The sequence below is a fragment of the Streptomyces sp. NPDC107521 genome (assembly GCF_055598485.1).
In genome coordinates, this window is the sequence record NZ_JBVKAT010000024.1 from 98,539 (window position 1) to 116,886 (window position 18,348).

The window sequence follows — 18,348 nt, forward strand, 5'->3', positions numbered from 1 at the left end:
CAGTCCAGCGAACCGGGGCCCGTACCTCGATGTCCGTGCACAGCCACACTGCGGCAGGCCAAGACCTCGCCGCCACACCAGAGTTCCCGCGTCACGTGGTGACGGCGGTCCTCGTCTCCCACGACGGATCCCGCTGGCTGCCCGACGCGCTCGCCGGCCTGCTCGGCCAGGACCGCCCCGTCCAGTACGCGGTGGCCGCCGACACCGGCAGCGCCGACGACTCCGCGCGGCTGGTCACCGAGGCCCTCGGCGACGACCGCGTGCTGCACCTCGCCCGGCGGACCGGTTTCGGCCAGGCCGTCGAGGAGGCCGCGCGCACCGCGCCCGTCCTCACCCCCGACGAGCTGCCGTACCTGAAGCGGCCGAGCGGCTGGGACCCGGTCGCGCGCACCTGGCGCCTCGACGCCTACGACCTCCCCGAACTGCCCCACGGCGAACCCGTGCAGTGGCTCTGGCTGCTCCACGACGACTGCGCCCCCGACCCGGACGCCCTCTCCCACCTGCTCCGCGTCGTCGACAACGAGTACGAGCTCGGCCGCGAGGACGTCGCCGTCGTCGGCCCCAAGCTCCGCGGCTGGTACGACCGCAGGCAGCTGCTGGAGGTCGGCGTCTCCATCGCCAACTCCGGCCGCCGCTGGACCGGCCTCGACCGCCGCGAACAGGACCAGGGCCAGCACGACCACGTCCGGTCCGTCCTGGCCGTCTCCACCGCCGGCATGCTCGTCCGCCGCGACGTCTTCGAGCGGCTCGGCGGCTTCGACCGCCGACTGCCCCTCATGCGCGACGACATCGACCTGTGCTGGCGCGCCCACGCCGCGGGCCTGCGCGTCCTCGTCGCCCCCGACGCCGTCGTCCGCCACGCCGAGGCCGCCTCCCGGGAGCGCCGCACCGTCGACTGCGCGGGCCGCACCACCGCCTCCCCGCACAAGGTCGACAAGGCCGGCGCGGTCCACACCCTGCTCGTCAACACCCGCACCGCCGCCCTGCCCTGGGTCCTGCTCCGCGTCGTCCTCGGCACCCTGCTGCGGACCGTCGCCTACCTCGTCGGCAAGGCCCCCGGCCAGGCGCTCGACGAGATCCGCGGCCTGCTCGGCGTCCTGCTGCGGCCCGAGCGCGTCATCGCCGGACGCCGCGAGCGCGGCCGCCCCCAGGCCGACAAGGGCGAGCTGCGCCCCCTCTTCCCACCCCCCGGCGCCACCGTCCGGGTCACCCTGGAGCAGTTCGCGGGCAACCTCGTCGGCAGCGCCGAAGCGGAGACCGGCGCGGGCGCAGGACGGCACGGCGGCGTCGAGTCCGGCCCCGGCGGCGACGACGCCGACTTCCTGGAGATCGAGCAGTTCGCCCGGCTCAAGCGCGTCGCCCGCAAGCCCGGCCCCGTCCTCTTCCTCGTCCTGCTCCTGGTCTCCCTGGCCGCCTGCCGCGCCCTGCTGGGCGGCGGCGCCCTGGCCGGCGGCGCCCTGCTGCCCGCCCCCGCCGGGGCCGGCGACCTCTGGGCGCGCTATCTCGACGCCTGGCACACCGTGGGCACCGGCGGCACCGCCTCCGCCCCGCCCTACCTCGCCCTCGTCGCCACCCTCGCCTCCGCGCTGCTCGGCTCCACCGGGCTCGCCGTCACCCTGCTGCTGGTCGGCTCGGTGCCGCTGGCCGGCGTCACGGCCTACTTCGCCTCCCGGTCGCTGGTCCCCTCCCGGCTCCTGCGCGCCTGGGCGGCCGTCGCCTACGCCTTCCTGCCCGCCGCCACCGGCGCCCTCGCGGGCGGCCGCGTCGGCACCGCCGTCCTCGCCGTCCTCCTGCCGCTGATCGCCCGCGCGGGCGTCGCCGCCGCCGGCCTCACCGCCCCCGACGGCACCCGCGGCACCTGGCGCGCCACCTGGGCGTACGCGCTGCTGTTGACGATCACCACCGCCTTCACCCCCGTCGTCTGGCCCATCGCCCTGCTCCTGGGCCTCGGCGTGCTGGCGCTGCGCCGCGGCGACCTCACCGGCTACGGGCCGCGCTTCCTCGCCCAGCTCGGCACCCCGCTGCTGCTCCTGGCGCCCTGGTCGCTGACCCTGTTCCCGTCCGGCTTCCTCCAGGAGGCCGGGCTGCCCCACGGCGCCTCCGCCGCCTCCGCCCTCGACCTGCTCGGCGTGAGCCCCGGAGGCCCCGGCACCGTCGGCGGGCTCGTGCTCCTCGGCGTCGTGCTCGCCGCCCTGGCCGCCCTGCTCCGCTCCGAACGGCAGCTCGGCATCCGCACCGCCTGGGCCGCCGCCCTCGCCGGGCTCCTCCTCGCCGTCCTCGCCAACCGCTCCGCCTGGGCCGGCCCCGCCACCCTGGTCTACGGGCTGGCGCTGCTGGCCGCCGCCGTCCTCGGCGCCGACGGCGCCCGCGCGCGGGTGGCCGAGCAGAGCTTCGGCTGGCGCCAGCCGGTCGCCGCCCTGATCGCCCTGGCCTGCGCCGTCGGCCCGCTCGTCGCCGCCCTCGGCTGGATGATCGGCGGCGCCGACGGGCCCCTGGAGCGGCGCAACCCCGTCCAGGTCCCGGCGTTCGTCGCCGAGGAGAGCGGCACCCGCGACCAGGCCCGCACCCTCGTCCTGGACAGCGACTCCGCCGCCCGCGTCGGCTACATGCTGGTCCGCGGCTCCGGGGTCCGCCTCGGCGACGGCGAACTGGTCGCCGACGGCGGCAACGGCAGGCTCGACAAGGTCGTCGCCAACCTCGTCGCCGGATCCGGCGCCGACCAGGCCGACCAGCTCGGCGGATTCGCCGTGCGCTACGTCCTCGTCCACAAGGGCGCCCCCCGCGAGATGACCCGAGTCCTGGACGCCACCCCCGGCCTGAGCAGGCTCAGCCAGCAGGACGGCAGCGGGCTGTGGCGGGTCGACCGCGAGGTCGCCCGCGCCACCGTCGTGTCCGGCGACGGGGCCGACACCGCCCCGCAGCCCGTCGCGGCCGGTCCCGTCGAGATCCACACCCGGATCGACGCCGGTGCCGAGGGCCGGGTGCTGCGCCTCGCGGACACCGCCGCCGACGGCTGGACGGCCACCCTCGACGGCAAGCCGCTCACCCGCACCACCGTCGACGGCTGGGCCCAGGGCTTCCGGCTCCCCGCCTCCGGCGGACGGCTGGACGTCACCTTCGAGACCCCGTTCAGCCACACCGTCTGGCTCTGGACCCAGGGCCTCCTCGGCCTGGTCCTGATCGTCCTCGCGCTGCCCGGCAGGCGCCGCGACGTCGACGACGACCTGCCCGAGGAGGAGCCCGCCGCCCCGGCCGAGCCGGTCGCCGGCGAGGGCCGCAGGGCCCGGCGCCTGCGCGCCCAGGCCGAGGCGGAGGCCGCCGCGGCGGAGTCCGCGCCGGAGCCCCCGGCGGGCCCGGAGGCCGAGGACTGGGGGACCGGCACCCCGACGGCCCCGGACTTCCCGCCCGCGCCCTCCGGCGGGACCCCCGCCCCCGTCCCCGCCCAGCCCTCCTACGACGAGTGGGACGCGTCCGGCCGGACGGACACGGGCTACGGCTCCTACGGCGGCGAGCCCTACCAGGAGACCCCGGCGCCCTACGAATCGAGCGCCTACGGACAGCAGGGCTACGGGACGGACCCCTACCAGGACGGCGGGTACACCGCCCCCTACGCCTACGGCACCCAGGCCGCCCAGGACGGCGACCCGCAGGGCGGGACCGGGGCGTACGACCCGGCGTACGGCGCGCAGCAGTACGGGCAGGGCGGATACGACGCCCCGTACGACCCCTCCGCCCCACCCCACCAGCCGCACGCCCCGGGCAGTGAGCGTCCGGACGGGAGCCAGCAGTGAAGCGCACCACCCTGTCCCTGATCGCGGGCACCGCCGCGCTCGCCGCCCTCACCGGATTCGCGTCGGTGGCCGCGCCCGGCCCCGCCGCCCCGGAGGCCGCCGGACCGGCCGCCCGGCTGCCCGTCGAGCGCAGCAGCCTGCTGTGCCCGGCACCCAGCGGCTCCGACCTCGCGGAGACGGCCTACACCTCCTTCACCCCCGTCACCCCGGGCGCGGGGGACAAGGGCGGTGCCCGGCTCACCGCCGCGCCCGTCGGCGGGGGGACCACCGGCAAGGACGGCAAGGCCGCGAAGCCCGTCGTCCAGCCCCAGGCCCCCGGCAAGCCGGCCACCGGCGAGGTCTCCGGCCCCGGAGCCACCGCCCTCGCCGGAATCGCCGAGGGCGGCTTCGCCCCGGGCTGGACAGTGCAGCAGACCACCGAGGTCGCCGCGGGCACCGGCCGGGGCCTGCTGGGCGTCGCCTGCACCGCGCCGGACACCGATTTCTGGTTCCCCGGCGCCAGCACCTCCGCCGACCGCACGGACTACGTCCACCTCACCAACCCCGACGGCTCGGCGGCCGTCGTCGACATCGAGCTGTACGGCAAGGACGGCGCGGTGAAGTCGACGGTGGGGGAGGGGGTCACGGTGCCGCCGCACGGCAGCCAGGCGCTCCTGCTCCCCACCCTCGGCGAGACCAGGGAGGACGACCTCACCGTGCACGTCGGGGTGCGCAGCGGCCGGGTCGGCGCCGCGGTGCAGGCCCTGGACGCCAAGCTGGGCGGCGACTGGCTGACGGCCGCCGCGCCCCCGGCGGGCAGCCTGGTGCTGCCGGGCATCCCCAAGGACGCCGCGGAGGTGCGCCTGGTGCTGTTCACCCCCGGCGGGACCGACGCCGACCTGAAGGTGCGGCTGGCCGCGCCGTCCGGCTCGATCACCCCCGCGCAGCAGCAGACGGTGCACGTCAAGGCGGGCATGACGACGGGCGTGGACCTCGGTGACCTCACCCGGGGCGAGGCCGGGTCCCTGCTGCTCACGCCCACCAGGGGCGCCGTGCCGGTGGTGGCCGCGCTGCGCGTGGTGCGGGGCAAGGGGGACGGCCGGGAGTCGGCGTTCATCCCGGCCGCCACCCCGGTCGCGGCCCGCGCCACCGCCGCGGACAACCGCGCCAAGGGCACCACGCTGTCGCTGACGGCGCCGGAGGGGACCGCCCAGGTGAAGGTCACCGCCTCGGCGGGCAGCGGGGGCGGGACGGCCGTCTCGAAGACGTACACCGTCAAGGGCGGCACCACCCAGGACGTGGAGGCGCCGGTGCCCGCGGGGCTGAAGGGCACCTACGCGCTCACCGTCGAGCCGGTGTCCGGCGGCCCGCTCTACGCGGCCCGCACCCTGGCGGTCCCCGTCGGCGACGCGGCGGCCTTCACGGTGCAGGTCCTGCCGGACGACCGGGGCATGGTCGCCGTACCGAGGGCGAAGCAGGACCTCTCGGTACTGCAGCGCTGACGAAGGCGCGGGACCCGGCCGGGCCGGGACCGGGAGGGCCCGCGAGGGTCCCGTGCGGGGTACGGAGGTCGGCGCCGGGCCGGTACCGGGAGAGCGGAGGCGCGGGCCCCGCCGCGAGCGGGAGGCGGCCCGCCCGCCGGGGCCCACGGCCCACCGCGTGCGCGGGACGGCCGGAAGCGGTCCGCGCGCCCCGGACACTCACCCCGGAGCCCGGAGCCCGGAGCCCGGAGCCCGGAGCCCGGAGCCCGGAGCCCGGAGCCCGGAGCCCGGAGCCCGGAGCCCGGAGCCCGGAGCCCGGAGTGGGTGTCTCCGTGTGGTGGACATGGCCGGCCTGGGATCCTGTGCGGTCCCGTTGAGCCCGACCGCCGTCCCGGTGCCCCGGCCGTACCCGGTTCTCGCGTCGCCCTGTCGCCCTGTCGCCCTGTCGCGCCGGTCCGCCCGGCCCCCGCCAGGCACCGCCGGCCGCCCCCGTTCCGGAGTTTGGGCCCGTTCCGGCGTTCGGCCAGGTGCCGGTGCCGGTGCCCGGGCGTCAGTCCTCGCCGTACCGGGGGTCCACCGTCTCCGGCGTCAGCCCCAGCAGCTCCGCGACCTGCTCGACGACGACCTCGTGCACCAGCGCGGCCCGCTCGTCGCGCCCCTTGCTGCGGATCTCGACCGGCCGCCGGTAGACCACCACCCGCGCCGGTCCGCCGTCCCGCGCGGGCACCGTTCCGCCCAGCGGCACGGCCTCGTCGTTCCAGCCCTGCCCGGCCGCGCCGTCCAGCCGCGGCACCTCCAGGACGAGGAAATCGATGTCGGCGAGCTGCGGCCACCGTCGTTCCAGGCGTTCCACGGAGTCCTGCACCAGCTCCGCGAACAGGTCGGCGCGGCTCGCGGCGAGCGGTACCTGGGGCGGCGCGATCGGGCCGCGCATCCCGCGGCCGTGACGATCACGACGGCGGGGTCCTGGGCGGCCGGCCCCATCACGGGGCGTCACGGGGTTGTCCATCACTGGTGAAGGGTAGTCCCCGCCCGCTCCCGGCGCCGGTCCGTCGCCGCCGGGCGGCCCGGTCTCCCCCCGTCCGCCCCGCGCCCGGCTCCCGTCCACCGCCGTCGGCCGACGGCGCGGAGCCGGTCCCGGAAGCGGCCGGAGCGGGACGGACCGGTCCCCGCCGGGAGGCGGATCGCGCGGTGGACCCGGAAGCGGATCCGGAAGCGGACCCCGAAGCGGGACCGGACCCGGCTCCGCCGGGAGCGGTCCGACCATCCGTCACGACCCGCCCGGAGCCCCCGAGGCATGTCACATGATGACCATTCAAGCCAAGGTCGGACTCGATTCGGTATCCCTCGACCACCGCGCCGCCCAAGGCAATTGCCATTGTTTGTATCGTGTGATGACCGGTTCCGGGATCGCCCACCCCCTCGGAAGCGGACGTCGGCGCAGGTCGCCACGGAGCGCCGGCCGGGGTGAGGGTCCGTTTCACGCCACGACACGGAGGTGTCACCTGGTGGAGAGTCATCGCGGCCCGCTCAAGAGTGCGGTACCGTCCAACACCGTGAGCCCTGTACGTCGCTGTTCGCGCACCGCCTGCGGCCGTCCCGCCGTCGCGACGCTGACGTACGTCTACGCCGACTCGACCGCGGTCCTCGGCCCGCTCGCCACCTACGCCGAGCCCCACTGCTACGACCTGTGCGCCGAGCACTCCGAGCGCCTCACCGCGCCGCGCGGCTGGGAGGTCGTCCGGCTCCTCGACTCCTCCGCCCCGGCCCGCCCCAGCGGCGACGACCTGGAGGCGCTCGCCGACGCCGTGCGCGAGGCGGCCCGCCCCCAGGAGCGGGCGGCACGGGCCGGCGGCGGGGCCCGCGCCGCCGATCCGATGGAGGTCGCGCGCCGCGGCCACCTGCGGGTCCTGCGCTCACCGGACAACTGAGCCCGGTCCGCGCCGAGCCGGTCCCCCCGTCCGCGCCGCCCCGGGGCACCGCGCGCCGGTCCGCCGGGGCCTGCGGGTAGTTTGTGGGCATCCACAGGACTTCGAGGAAGGCTGGCCGTGGCTGCTGATCTGTCGCAGATCGTCAAGGCGTACGACGTACGCGGGGTGGTCCCGGACCAGTGGGACGAGGCCACGGCCGAGCTGTTCGGCGCCGCCTTCGCCGAACTGACCGGCGCGGAGGCCGTCGTCGTCGGGCACGACATGCGGCCGTCCTCGCCCGGCCTCTCCGCCGCCTTCGCCCGCGGCGCGGCGGCCCTCGGCGCCGACGTCGTCCTGATCGGCCTGTGCTCCACGGACCAGCTCTACTACGCCTCCGGCGCGCTGGACCTGCCCGGCGCCATGTTCACCGCCTCCCACAACCCGGCCCGCTACAACGGCATCAAGCTGTGCCGCGCGGGCGCCGCGCCGGTCGGCCAGGACACCGGACTCGCGGAGATCCGCGCCCTGGTGGAGCGCTGGACCGCCGAGGGCCCCCCGGCCCCCGCGGCCCGCCAGGGCAGCGTGCGGCACCGCGACACGCTCGGCGACTACGCGGCCCACCTGCGCTCGCTGGTCGACCTCACCGGCGTCCGGCCGCTGAAGGCCGTCGTCGACGCGGGCAACGGGATGGGCGGCCACACCGTCCCCACCGTCCTCGAAGGACTGCCGGTGGGCCTGGTGCCGATGTACTTCGAACTGGACGGCACCTTCCCCAACCACGAGGCCAACCCGCTCGATCCGGCCAACCTCGTCGACCTCCAGCGGCGCGTCCGCGAGGAGGGCGCCGACCTCGGGCTCGCCTTCGACGGCGACGCCGACCGCTGCTTCGTCGTCGACGAGCACGGCGACCCGGTCCCGCCGTCCGCGATCACCGCCCTGGTGGCCGCCCGCGAGCTGGCCCGCAACGGCGGCGAGGGCACGATCATCCACAACCTGATCACCTCCTGGTCCGTGCCCGAGGTGGTCCGCGAGCACGGCGGCACCCCGGCCCGCACCCGCGTCGGCCACTCCTTCATCAAGGCCGAGATGGCCCGCACCGGGGCGATCTTCGGCGGGGAGCACTCCGCGCACTACTACTTCCGCGACTTCTGGAACGCGGACACCGGCATGCTGGCCGCCCTGCACGTCCTCGCCGCCCTCGGCGGACAGCCGGAGCCGCTCTCCGCCCTCGTCGCCCAGTACGACCGCTACGCCGGCTCCGGGGAGATCAACTCCACCGTCGCCGACCAGACCGCCCGCCTGGCCGCGCTCCGGGCCGCCTACGAGGGCCGCGACGGCATCACCCTGGACGAGCTGGACGGCCTCACCGTCACGGCCGGCGACTGGTGGTTCAACGTCCGCCCCTCCAACACCGAGCCGCTGCTCCGCCTGAACGCGGAGGCCCGCGACGAGGCGACGATGGCCAAGGTGCGGGACGAGGCCCTGGCGATCATCCGCGCGTAGCCGACGGCCCGGTCCGCGCCCGCACGGTCCGGACCGCCCCGCACGCGCGCCTCCGGCCGGAGCGGTTCCACCCGCCTGCCTCGGCGGCCCGCTCGCACGCCCCGTCTCCGGCCGGGCCCGCCCGCTCGCCCTCCGTCTCCGGCCGGGCGGTCCCGGGCAGTCCCGGCCTCCGGCCCGGACTGCCCGGGACCGTCTCCCCCGGAGCGTGACCGGTCTCCGGTCCGCTCCCGCCCGGGGCCGGTCCCCGGCCGTGGACAGCCTCGCGTCCCGCCCCACCAGGACCGGTCCGCCCCGGCCCGGTGCCCCCGGCGGGCGGGCTCCGCCCCCGTGCCGCGCCCGGCGCGCGGAGGGCCCCGACACCCGCTCCCGACCGGCGGTACCCTGACCAGCACATCAGCCCATACCGCACCGCCCCGAAGGGAACCCTCATGCCGCTCGAAGCCGGCCTCCTGGAGATCCTCGCCTGCCCGGCCTGCCACGCCGCCCTCACGGAGCAGGACGCCGAGCTGGTCTGCGCCGGCGGGGACTGCGGCCTGGCCTACCCGGTCCGCGACGGCATCCCCGTCCTCCTCGTCGACGAGGCCCGCCGCCCCGAGTAGTCGCCGTGACCGGTGAGGCCCACCGCCCCGCGACCGGCCGCACGGCCCCCGCCGCGCCGTCCGCGCACGCCCCCGTGCGCGAGGTCCGCGCCGCCCCGCGGGGTCGCGCGCCGGACGCCGCGCACCACCCGGCGCGCCCTCCCGGCCACCGCACCCCCGCCGGACCGTCCGCCCCCGAGCGGGCACGCACCCCCGCGGGGTCACACGGCCCCGGCGAACCACGCCCCCCAAGAGGACCGACGGCCGGCGCCCGGCAGCCGACGACCGGGCGTCCGCGCAACCGAACGAACGCCACCGGCGATCGGAGACTGCCGCCATGCTCGACGAATCGCTGCTCGACGACCCCGACCGCCTCACCCGGGCCGACCGCCGCGGCCTGCTCCGCGGTGCCGCCGAGGCCGGGGCCAGGGTCCGCACCGCCGCCCGGCACGCCGCCGAGGCCGGGGTCGGCGCCCTCCGGCCGGACGGCCGCCCCCGCGCCGTCCTGATCGCCGGTCCCGGGGCCGCCGCCACCCACGCCGCCGACCTCCTCGGCACCCTGGCCGGAGCGGGCAGCCCCGTCATCCGCCTCGCCCCCACCGGCGTGGCCCCCGCCGCGGGCGCCCTGCGCTGGGAACTGCCCGGCTGGGCCGGCTCCGTCGACCTGCTGCTCATCACCACCCCCGACGGCGGCGAGCCCGGCCTCGCCCTGCTCGCGGAACAGGCCTACCGCCGCGGCTGCACCGTCGTCGCGGTCGCCCCCGGCGACTCCCCGCTCAGCGAGACCGTGAACGGCTCCCGCGGCCTGCTCATCCCCATGGCGACCACCCCCTACGACCACGACGAGCCGCTCGCCGGAGCCGCCCCCGGCGTCCTGTGGGCCCTGCTCACCCCGCTGCTCGCCCTGCTGGACCGCACCGGTCTGCTCGACGCGCCGCCCGACGCCGTCGACCGCGTCGCGGACCGCCTCGACCGGGTCGCCGAGCGCTGCGGGCCCGCCGTCCCCGCCTACGGCAACCCCGCCAAGACCCTCGCGGCCGAACTCGCCGAATCCCTCCCGGTGGTGTGGACCGAGGGCACCTCGGCCGGTCCGGCCGGCCGCCGCTTCGCCGCCGCCCTCGCGGAACTCGCCGGCGCCCCGGCCGTCGTCGCCGCCCTGCCCGAGGCGCTGGACGCGCACGGCGCCCTGCTGGCCGGGCGCCTCGCCGCCGGCGCCGACCCCGACGACTTCTTCCGCGACCGCGTCGAGGAGTCCCCCGCCCTGCACGCGCGCGTGGTGCTGCTGCGCGACCGCCCCACCGGGGGCCTCACCGCCGCCCCCGCCGCCCGCGAACTGGCCCTCGGCCACGACACGCCGATCAGCGAGCTCGAACCCGAGGCGGGCGGCGAACTGGAGACCCTGGCGGAACTGATCGCCATCACGGATTTCGCCGCCGTTTACCTGGCGCTCGCCTCGGGCGCCTGACCTCTACGCACACTCCGTACACGCGCCCACGCACGTCCCGTACGGGGGAAACGCACCGTCAGAGAGAGCCCATGTACCGCCTCGACAACACCGTCCGCCCCTACGCCTGGGGCTCCACCACCGCCCTCCCCGCCCTGCTCGGCACCGAGCCCACCGGCGAACCGCAGGCGGAGATGTGGATGGGCGCCCACCCCGGCGCCCCCTCCCGCACCGACCACGGCACCCTCGCCGCGCTCATCGACGCCGACCCCGGCGGGGAACTCGGGCCCGCCACCGTCGCCCGGTTCGGCCCGCGCCTGCCCTTCCTCCTGAAACTGCTGGCCGCCGGGGCCCCGCTCTCCCTCCAGGTCCACCCCGACCGGGAGCAGGCCCGCGAGGGCTACGAGGACGAGCAGCGGCGCGGCATCCCCCTGGACGCCCCCCACCGCAACTACCGGGACGCCGGGCACAAGCCCGAACTGGTCTGCGCCCTCACCGACTTCGAGGGTCTGTGCGGCTTCCGCCCCCCGGCCGGGACCGCCGACCTGCTCGACGCCCTCGGCGTCCCCTCCCTCAAGCCCTACGCCGACCTGCTGCGCGCCCGGCCCGCGGACGCCGCCCTGCGCGAGGCCCTCACCGCCATCCTCACCGCCGACCCCGAGGCCATGGCCCGCACCGTCGAGGAGACCGCCGAGGCGTGCGCCCTCCTCGGCGGCGCCCACGCGCCCTACGCCGGGATCGCCCGCCACTACCCCGGTGACGCCGGGGTGCTCGCCGCGCTGCTCCTCAACCACGTCCGGCTCCGCCCCGGCGAGGCCCTCTACCTGGGCGCCGGGGTCCCGCACGCCTACCTCGACGGGCTCGCCGTCGAGATCATGGCCAACTCCGACAACGTCCTGCGCTGCGGCCTCACCCCCAAGCACGTCGACGTCCCCGAACTCCTGCGCGTCGTCCGCTTCGAGTCCGGCGGCCCCGCCGTCCTGCGCCCCGAGGCCACCCCCGACGGCGAGGAGCCGTACGACACCCCGGCCGAGGAGTTCCGCCTCTCCCGGTACCTGCTGACCGGCACGGCGGCCCCCCGCGACCTGACCCGGGACGCGCCGCAGATCCTCCTGTGCGTCGAGGGCGCCGTCCGGGCGGGCGGGCACCGCCTCACCCCCGGCCGGTCCGTCTTCGTCCCGGCGGGGGAGCGGGCCGAAGTCGCGGGCACCGGGACGCTGTTCCGCGCCACCGTCCCCGTCTGACCGCGTCCTCCCGCGGCCGGCCCGCCCGTCCGGGCGCCTTCCCGGCGGCCCGGCCCGCGGCCCCCGGGCCGGGCTGCGACAATGTCCCACCGCGAAAGTACGGAGCACCGCGGTTCCGGGCCCGGCCCGGACGGCGTACGCGCGCAACCGGCGCGCGGAGTGCGGACACGCGGACCGATGCGAAGGGACCAACGCGACACATGAGCGCGTCAGGCGGCACCAAAGCGATCATGGCGGCACTCGGCGCCAACCTCGCCATCGCGGTAGCGAAGTTCGTGGCGTTCGCGTTCAGCGGCTCGTCGTCGATGCTCGCGGAGGGCGTGCACTCGCTCGCCGACTCGGGGAACCAGGCGCTCCTGCTGGTCGGCGGCAAGCGCGCCCAGCGCGAGGCCACCCCGCAGCACCCCTTCGGCTACGGCCGCGAGCGCTACGTCTACGCCTTCCTCGTCTCCATCGTGCTCTTCTCGGTCGGCGGCATGTTCGCCCTCTACGAGGGCTACGAGAAGATCAAGAACCCGCACGAGATCGAGCACTGGTACTGGCCGGTCGGCGTCCTGGTCTTCGCCATCATCGCCGAGGGCTTCTCCTTCCGCACCGCCATCAAGGAGTCCGACTCCCTGCGCGGCCAGCTCTCCTGGACGGACTTCATCCGCCGTGCCAAGGCCCCCGAGCTGCCCGTCGTCCTCCTGGAGGACTTCGGCGCCCTGGTCGGCCTCGTCCTCGCCCTCGGCGGCGTGGGCCTGGCCCTGCTCACCGGCGACGGCGTCTGGGACGGCGTCGGCACCCTGTGCATCGGCGTGCTGCTCATCCTGATCGCCCTGGTGCTGGCCGCCGAGACCAAGTCCCTGCTGCTCGGCGAGTCCGCCGGCACCGAGGAGGTCCGCCGGATCGAGGCCGCGACCGTCGACGGGGAGACCGTCACCCGCCTCATCCACATGCGCACCCTCCACCTCGGCCCCGAGGAACTCCTCGTCGCCGCCAAGATCGCCGTCCGCCACGACGGCACGGCCACCGAGATCGCCGCGGCCATCGACGCCGCCGAGGCCCGCATCCGCGAGGCCGTCCCGATCGCCCGCGCCATCTACCTCGAACCGGACATCTACAGCGAGGCCGCGGCCGCCAGGGGCGCCGACCCCGACGCCACCCCGGGCGGCCCGGTCGGCCGCCCCTCCGGGGATCACTGACCTCCCCGTCCTCCCGTCCGCCGGGCCCCGCCGCACTCCCGCGGCGGGGCCCGGCGCGTTCCGCGCGCGGCGGCACGTGTCCGGATCTCTTCCCGGGCGGGCTGGGGCCGGAGGGCCCGCCGGTGTAGCTTGGGACGGAGCCAGACGTCGCTGCTGATGGCGGTCGGGCGGTCCCGAGGGACCGTCCGAGGGAGAGAGGGCCTCCGACGGACTGCGCTGCGCGTACGCGGGCATGCCCGTGCCCGTCCCGGGCACCCTGTGTCCGCCGCCGCGCAGATCAGCCGATCCCACCTCGCCCCCGATCCGAGGAGCAGCCCGTAATGACGACTGTCGACAGCCGACAGGACTTCAAGGTCGCCGACCTCTCCCTGGCCGTGTTCGGCCGCAAGGAGATCACGCTCGCCGAGCACGAGATGCCCGGCCTGATGGCCATCCGCGAGGAGTACGCGGCCACACGGCCGCTGGCCGGTGCCCGGGTGACCGGTTCCCTGCACATGACGGTGCAGACCGCCGTGCTGATCGAGACGCTGGTGGCGCTGGGCGCCGAGGTCCGCTGGGCGTCGTGCAACATCTTCTCCACCCAGGACCACGCCGCCGCGGCCATCGCCGTCGGCCCGAACGGCACCCCGGACGACCCGCAGGGCGTCCCGGTCTTCGCCTGGAAGGGCGAGACGCTCCAGGAGTACTGGTGGTGCACGGAGCAGGCGCTGACCTGGCCGGACAGCCCGACCGGCGGCCCGAACATGATCCTGGACGACGGCGGTGACGCCACCCTCCTGGTGCACAAGGGCGTGGAGTACGAGAAGGACGGCAAGGTCCCCTCCCCGGACACGGCCGAGTCCGACGAGCACCGCGTGATCCTCGAACTGCTGACCCGCACGGTCGCCGGGGAGCCGCAGAAGTGGACCCGGCTGGCCTCGGAGATCCGCGGCGTGACCGAGGAGACCACCACCGGCGTGCACCGCCTGTACGAGATGCACCGCGAGGGAGCGCTGCTCTTCCCGGCGATCAACGTGAACGACGCGGTGACCAAGTCGAAGTTCGACAACAAGTACGGCTGCCGCCACTCCCTGATCGACGGCATCAACCGCGCCACGGACACCCTGATCGGCGGCAAGACCGCCGTGGTCTGCGGCTACGGCGACGTCGGCAAGGGCTGTGCGGAGTCCCTGCGCGGCCAGGGCGCCCGCGTCATCGTCACCGAGATCGACCCGATCTGCGCGCTGCAGGCCGCGATGGACGGCTACCAGGTCGCGACGCTCGACGACGTCGTGGAGACGGCGGACATCTTCGTCACCACCACGGGCAACAAGGACATCATCATGGCCTCTGACATGGCCCGGATGAAGCACCAGGCCATCGTGGGCAACATCGGCCACTTCGACAACGAGATCGACATGGCCGGCCTGGCCGCCACGCCGGGCATCGTCAAGGACGAGGTGAAGCCGCAGGTCCACACCTGGACCTTCGCCGACGGCAAGGTCATCATCGTCCTCTCCGAGGGCCGCCTGCTCAACCTGGGCAACGCGACCGGCCACCCGTCGTTCGTCATGTCCAACTCGTTCGCGGACCAGACGCTGGCCCAGATCGAGCTGTTCACCAAGCCCGACGCCTACCCGACCGACGTCTACGTGCTGCCCAAGCACCTCGACGAGAAGGTCGCCCGCCTCCACCTCGACGCCCTCGGGGTCAGGCTGACCACGCTCCGCCCGGAGCAGGCCGACTACATCGGCGTCAAGGTCGAGGGCCCCTACAAGCCGGACCACTACCGCTACTGAGCCCGTACGCACCGGCCCGGGGCGTGCCGCACCCGACGGCACCCCCCCACGGCCGGCCCCGAGCTCCGGAAACAGGCCCCCGCACCCCCGTGCCGGGGGCCTGCCCCGTCGCCGGGCCACCCGAGGGTGGCCCGGCCGACCATCACGACCCAGGACCCCCATGCCCAGCGGCCGCTACGCGCTCCACGACCCGCACGACCACACCCTCCTCGCCGAGGAGCACTTCCAGTGCGCCCCCGGGCCCTCCGGCTGGCGCTACGTCTCCCGGCTGACCACGCCCGCGGGGGAGCAGCGGGGCTCCGTCGACCTCGCCCTCGACGGGCTGGGCCGCCCGATCCGGCTCGAACTGCGCGCCGGGGGCTGGCAGGTGCGGGGCGCGGCGCTGGACGGTGTCACCTGGGTCCGCGCCGACCCGGCCGGCGCCGACGCGGCCGAGGGCAGTGTGCGCGCCCACGCCTTCACCGGCGGCTCCCCGGCCTTCCTCGTCGCCACCGCCCGCCTCCTGCGCCTCACCCCCTCCGCTGCCGCCACCCGGGTACGCCTCGTCGCCCTCACGGAACCGGTCCTCGCCCCCCGCACCGTGGACCAGTCCTGGGCCCTGCTGAGGAGCGAAGCACACCCCACCGACAGCGGCCCCCTCGTCGTGGAGGAGTACGAGGTCACCGCCCTCGACACGGGGGAGCGGTACAGCGTGCACCTCGCGGGGGACGTCGTGCTCGCGGCCCCAGGGGTCGAGCTGGAGGACCTGGAGTCGCCGCCGTCGGTCTTCCCCTGAGCCCCGCCGCGCACCACCGGGCACCGTCCGCGCGCCGCATCCGGGCCGGGCACCGGCCGTGCCACGCCTCACCCGCGCCGCGCCGTATCCGCGCCGCACCCGGGCCCGGGTCGCCTACGCCGGGGGGACGAAGCCCGTCCCGGGCCGTCCGCCGGAGTCCGGGCCCCGTCCGTCGTCCGACCGCCCCGCCTCCGGAGCGCCGCCGGATCCCCCCGGCGGGGGAGCGGGGGGCCGGGGCGCGGAGGACGGCGACCCGGGGGCGCCGGCCGGACCGGCCGCGGCGGCTGGGTCCCGGGGGTGCGCCGCGCCGGGTGCCCCGTACGGAGCCGCGCCGGGACCGGTGCCCGGAGCCGCGTGAGCGTGTCCCCCGAAGTACGGGGGAACCCCTCCGCCCGCGCCGGACACCCCACCCCCGGCACCCCCGGCACCCCCGGCACCCCCGGCACCCCCGGCGCCGAAGGTCCGCCGGGCCTCCCGGACCTGCCGCTCCTGGAGCACCGCCGCCAGATAGGCGTCCGCCGGAACGCCCCGCGGAGCGGGCGTTCCCGTCCGGACCGCGACATCGGCGGCGAGCCGGTCGGCCATGGCCCGGCCGACCGCCGGGTCCAGCTGCCCCCTCCGCGTCAGGTACTGGCGGACAGCGAGCCACAGGCCGTCCGGGACCGCCGACAGGTCCAGCTCCGAGAACCGCCCGGCCAGCCAGGGCGGGGGCGGCGGCACGAACCCCGCCGGAGCCGAGGGCACCCGCTCCCGCACCACCAGCGTCCCCGCGAAGACGTCGCCGAGCCGCCGCCCCCGCTCCGAGACCAGCGAGGCGACACAGGCGACCGCGCCGAACGTCATCAGGATCTCGACCACCCCGATCAGCCCGCGCACCAGCGCGTGCCGGAACCGGACCGGCCCCCCGTCGTCCCGCACCACCCGCAGACCGCAGGCCGCCTTCCCGAGCGACCGCCCGTGGCTCAGCGTCTCCACCGCGACCGGCGCCCCCACCAGCACCAGCACGAACGCGGCGATCGACAGCGCGGTCCGGGCCGCCGTGTCCAGGGAGGCGGTGGCGGTCAGCAGACCGACGCCCACGCCCACGTAGACGACCAGGGCCGCGGCCAGATCGACCAGGACGGCCAGCGCCCTGCTGGGCAGCCGCGCCGGACGCAGCTCCAGCGCCACCGCCTCGCCCGTCACCAGCTCGCTCACCGCATGCCGCCCTTCCCCGAACGTCGTGGTCCCGGCCCAGTCTGCCAAGCTGATCCGGAACGCATCCCATACGACAAGCCGATCCGCGTCGCGGCTGATCCGCGTCGGACCGATCCACGACGGACCGATCCGCGCGAGCCGCCGACGCGAGCCGAGGAGCAGGACACGATGGACCTCGACGTCTTCGTCTCCGCCCACCGGGCGGAGTGGGACCGCCTCGACGCCCTGCTCAGGCGCGGCCGACGGCTGACCGGCGCCGAGGCCGACGAACTCGTCGCCCTCTACCAGCGCACGGCCACCCATCTCTCCCTGATCCGGTCCAGCGCCCCCGACCCGCAGCTCACCGGCCGGCTCAGCCGGCTGGTGGCCCGCGCGCGGGCCACCGTGACCGGCACCCGGCGGGCCTCCTGGCGCGACGTCACCCGCTTCCTGACCCGCGACTTCCCGGCCGCCGTCCACCGCGCGCGCCACTGGTGGGTGCCCACCGCACTGCTGTCCACCGCCGTGGCCGTCCTCCTCGGCTGGTGGATCGGCACCCACCCCGAGGTGCAGTCCGCCATCGCCGCGCCCGACGAACTGCGGGAGCTGACCCGCCCCGGCGGCGAGTACGAGACCTACTACTCCTCCCACCCGGCGGCCTCCTTCGCCGCGCAGGTCTGGACGAACAACGCCTGGGCCGCCGCGCTCTGCCTGATCCTCGGTGTCTTCCTGGGGCTGCCGGTCCTCTGGGTCCTCTTCCAGAACATGCTCAACCTGGGGGTCGGCCTCGGTCTGATGTCGTCAGCGGGCCGCCTCGACACCTTCCTCGGCCTGGTCCTGCCGCACGGGCTGCTCGAACTCACCGCCGTCTTCGTGGCCGCCGGTACGGGACTGCGGCTGGGCTGGACCGTGATCGACCCGGGCCCGCGCACCCGCCGCACCGCGCTCGCGGAGGAGGGCCGCGCCGCCCTGGGCATGGCGATCGGGCTGGCGCTGGTGCTGTTCGTCTCCGGCGCCGTCGAGGGCTTCGTGACCCCGTCCGGCCTGCCCACCTGGGCCCGCGTCGCCATCGGCGTGGCGGCGGAGCTGGCGTTCCTCGCGTACGTCTTCGTCCTGGGCGGACGCGCCGCCCGCGCCGGCGACACGGGTGACGTCGAGGAGTCCGAGCGCAGCGCGACCCTGCCGACGGCCGCCTGATGTGCGTGTACGCCGGACGACCTGCTAGTGTCCTCATCGTTCCCGGACGAGCCGTTGACACGGAGCGTTCGGGGAGGTAGATTCGAACAGTTGCCTGTAGACGGGTTCACCCCGGAGGGCGACTTGACGTAACTATCAGCTTCCGGAATCGCAGAATTCGCGGAAGCTCTCCCGATGAATCGGAATGGAAGCCGGTAAGACCGGCAGAAATCCTCTGATAGAGTCGGAACCGCCGGAAAGGGAAACGCGGAAGCGGGAACCTGGAAAGCACCGAGGAAATCGGATCGGAAAGATCTGATAGAGTCGGA

The 18,348-nt window shown here is 76.1% G+C and carries 13 protein-coding genes; 11 read left to right on the top strand and 2 right to left on the bottom strand.

Annotation, left to right across the window (positions count from 1 at the left end):
- Positions 1-29 precede the first annotated feature (29 nt).
- On the top strand, positions 30-3,791 hold the full coding sequence (locus ACZ7LB_RS27970; protein WP_471471993.1) for a glycosyltransferase: 3,762 nt from the start codon (positions 30-32) through the stop codon (positions 3,789-3,791).
- Positions 3,788-5,272, top strand: a complete 1,485-nt coding sequence (locus tag ACZ7LB_RS27975) for a DUF5719 family protein (protein ID WP_471471994.1) — start codon at positions 3,788-3,790, stop codon at positions 5,270-5,272. The genes ACZ7LB_RS27970 and ACZ7LB_RS27975 overlap by 4 nt, the downstream gene beginning before the upstream one ends.
- Positions 5,273-5,801: 529 nt before the next feature.
- Here ACZ7LB_RS27975 and ACZ7LB_RS27980 read toward each other — a convergent pair.
- Positions 5,802-6,260: a metallopeptidase family protein gene (locus tag ACZ7LB_RS27980; RefSeq protein ID WP_161226618.1), complete on the bottom strand. Its 459-nt coding sequence runs from the start codon at positions 6,258-6,260 to the stop codon at positions 5,802-5,804.
- A gap of 499 nt (positions 6,261-6,759) precedes the next feature.
- Here ACZ7LB_RS27980 and ACZ7LB_RS27985 point away from each other — a divergent pair, with 499 nt between their 5' ends.
- From ACZ7LB_RS27985 to ACZ7LB_RS28020, 8 genes are all read left to right on the top strand, one after another.
- A complete protein-coding gene (locus tag ACZ7LB_RS27985) occupies positions 6,760-7,182 on the top strand; it encodes a DUF3499 domain-containing protein (RefSeq protein ID WP_471471995.1) in 423 nt (140 codons plus the stop codon).
- A 117-nt stretch (positions 7,183-7,299) separates the two neighbouring features.
- Positions 7,300-8,664 (top strand): phosphomannomutase/phosphoglucomutase, encoded by a 1,365-nt coding sequence (locus tag ACZ7LB_RS27990; protein ID WP_471471996.1) that lies wholly within the window; start codon positions 7,300-7,302, stop codon positions 8,662-8,664.
- A 428-nt stretch (positions 8,665-9,092) separates the two neighbouring features.
- Positions 9,093-9,263 carry a Trm112 family protein gene (locus ACZ7LB_RS27995; RefSeq protein WP_471471997.1) on the top strand — a complete coding sequence of 57 codons (171 nt, stop codon included), beginning with the start codon at positions 9,093-9,095 and terminating at the stop codon, positions 9,261-9,263.
- A gap of 316 nt (positions 9,264-9,579) precedes the next feature.
- The gene (locus ACZ7LB_RS28000; RefSeq protein WP_471471998.1) at positions 9,580-10,707 is read left to right on the top strand and encodes an SIS domain-containing protein; all 1,128 of its coding nucleotides are present in this window, start codon (positions 9,580-9,582) and stop codon (positions 10,705-10,707) included.
- 71 nt (positions 10,708-10,778) lie between these two features.
- Positions 10,779-11,930: a mannose-6-phosphate isomerase, class I gene (manA, locus tag ACZ7LB_RS28005; protein ID WP_471471999.1), complete on the top strand. Its 1,152-nt coding sequence runs from the start codon at positions 10,779-10,781 to the stop codon at positions 11,928-11,930.
- Positions 11,931-12,130: 200 nt separating this feature from the next.
- Positions 12,131-13,114 (top strand): cation diffusion facilitator family transporter, encoded by a 984-nt coding sequence (locus ACZ7LB_RS28010; RefSeq protein ID WP_471472000.1) that lies wholly within the window; start codon positions 12,131-12,133, stop codon positions 13,112-13,114.
- Between the two features lie 320 nt (positions 13,115-13,434).
- Positions 13,435-14,892: an adenosylhomocysteinase gene (ahcY, locus tag ACZ7LB_RS28015; RefSeq protein ID WP_471472001.1), complete on the top strand. Its 1,458-nt coding sequence runs from the start codon at positions 13,435-13,437 to the stop codon at positions 14,890-14,892.
- A gap of 160 nt (positions 14,893-15,052) precedes the next feature.
- Positions 15,053-15,667, top strand: a complete 615-nt coding sequence (locus ACZ7LB_RS28020; protein WP_471472002.1) for a hypothetical protein — start codon at positions 15,053-15,055, stop codon at positions 15,665-15,667.
- Positions 15,668-15,781: 114 nt separating this feature from the next.
- Here ACZ7LB_RS28020 and ACZ7LB_RS28025 read toward each other — a convergent pair whose 3' ends face one another.
- Complete coding sequence (locus tag ACZ7LB_RS28025; protein ID WP_471472003.1) at positions 15,782-16,864, bottom strand: RDD family protein; 1,083 nt, start codon at positions 16,862-16,864, stop codon at positions 15,782-15,784.
- 168 nt (positions 16,865-17,032) lie between these two features.
- Between ACZ7LB_RS28025 and ACZ7LB_RS28030 the strand changes: the two genes are divergently transcribed.
- Positions 17,033-18,040: a stage II sporulation protein M gene (locus tag ACZ7LB_RS28030; RefSeq protein WP_471472004.1), complete on the top strand. Its 1,008-nt coding sequence runs from the start codon at positions 17,033-17,035 to the stop codon at positions 18,038-18,040.
- Positions 18,041-18,348: the final 308 nt, after the last annotated feature.

What these genes read in the sequence shown, in the direction of transcription:
- ACZ7LB_RS27970 (WP_471471993.1), top strand. Translation starts at nt 30, where the DNA reads ATGTCCGTGCACAGCCACACTGCGGCAGGCCAAGACCTCGCCGCCACA.
- ACZ7LB_RS27980 (WP_161226618.1), bottom strand. Translation starts at nt 6,260, where the DNA reads ATGGACAACCCCGTGACGCCCCGTGATGGGGCCGGCCGCCCAGGACCC.
- ACZ7LB_RS27995 (WP_471471997.1), top strand. Translation starts at nt 9,093, where the DNA reads ATGCCGCTCGAAGCCGGCCTCCTGGAGATCCTCGCCTGCCCGGCCTGC.
- ACZ7LB_RS28000 (WP_471471998.1), top strand. Translation starts at nt 9,580, where the DNA reads ATGCTCGACGAATCGCTGCTCGACGACCCCGACCGCCTCACCCGGGCC.
- manA (WP_471471999.1), top strand. Translation starts at nt 10,779, where the DNA reads ATGTACCGCCTCGACAACACCGTCCGCCCCTACGCCTGGGGCTCCACC.
- ACZ7LB_RS28010 (WP_471472000.1), top strand. Translation starts at nt 12,131, where the DNA reads ATGAGCGCGTCAGGCGGCACCAAAGCGATCATGGCGGCACTCGGCGCC.
- ahcY (WP_471472001.1), top strand. Translation starts at nt 13,435, where the DNA reads ATGACGACTGTCGACAGCCGACAGGACTTCAAGGTCGCCGACCTCTCC.
- ACZ7LB_RS28020 (WP_471472002.1), top strand. Translation starts at nt 15,053, where the DNA reads ATGCCCAGCGGCCGCTACGCGCTCCACGACCCGCACGACCACACCCTC.
- ACZ7LB_RS28030 (WP_471472004.1), top strand. Translation starts at nt 17,033, where the DNA reads ATGGACCTCGACGTCTTCGTCTCCGCCCACCGGGCGGAGTGGGACCGC.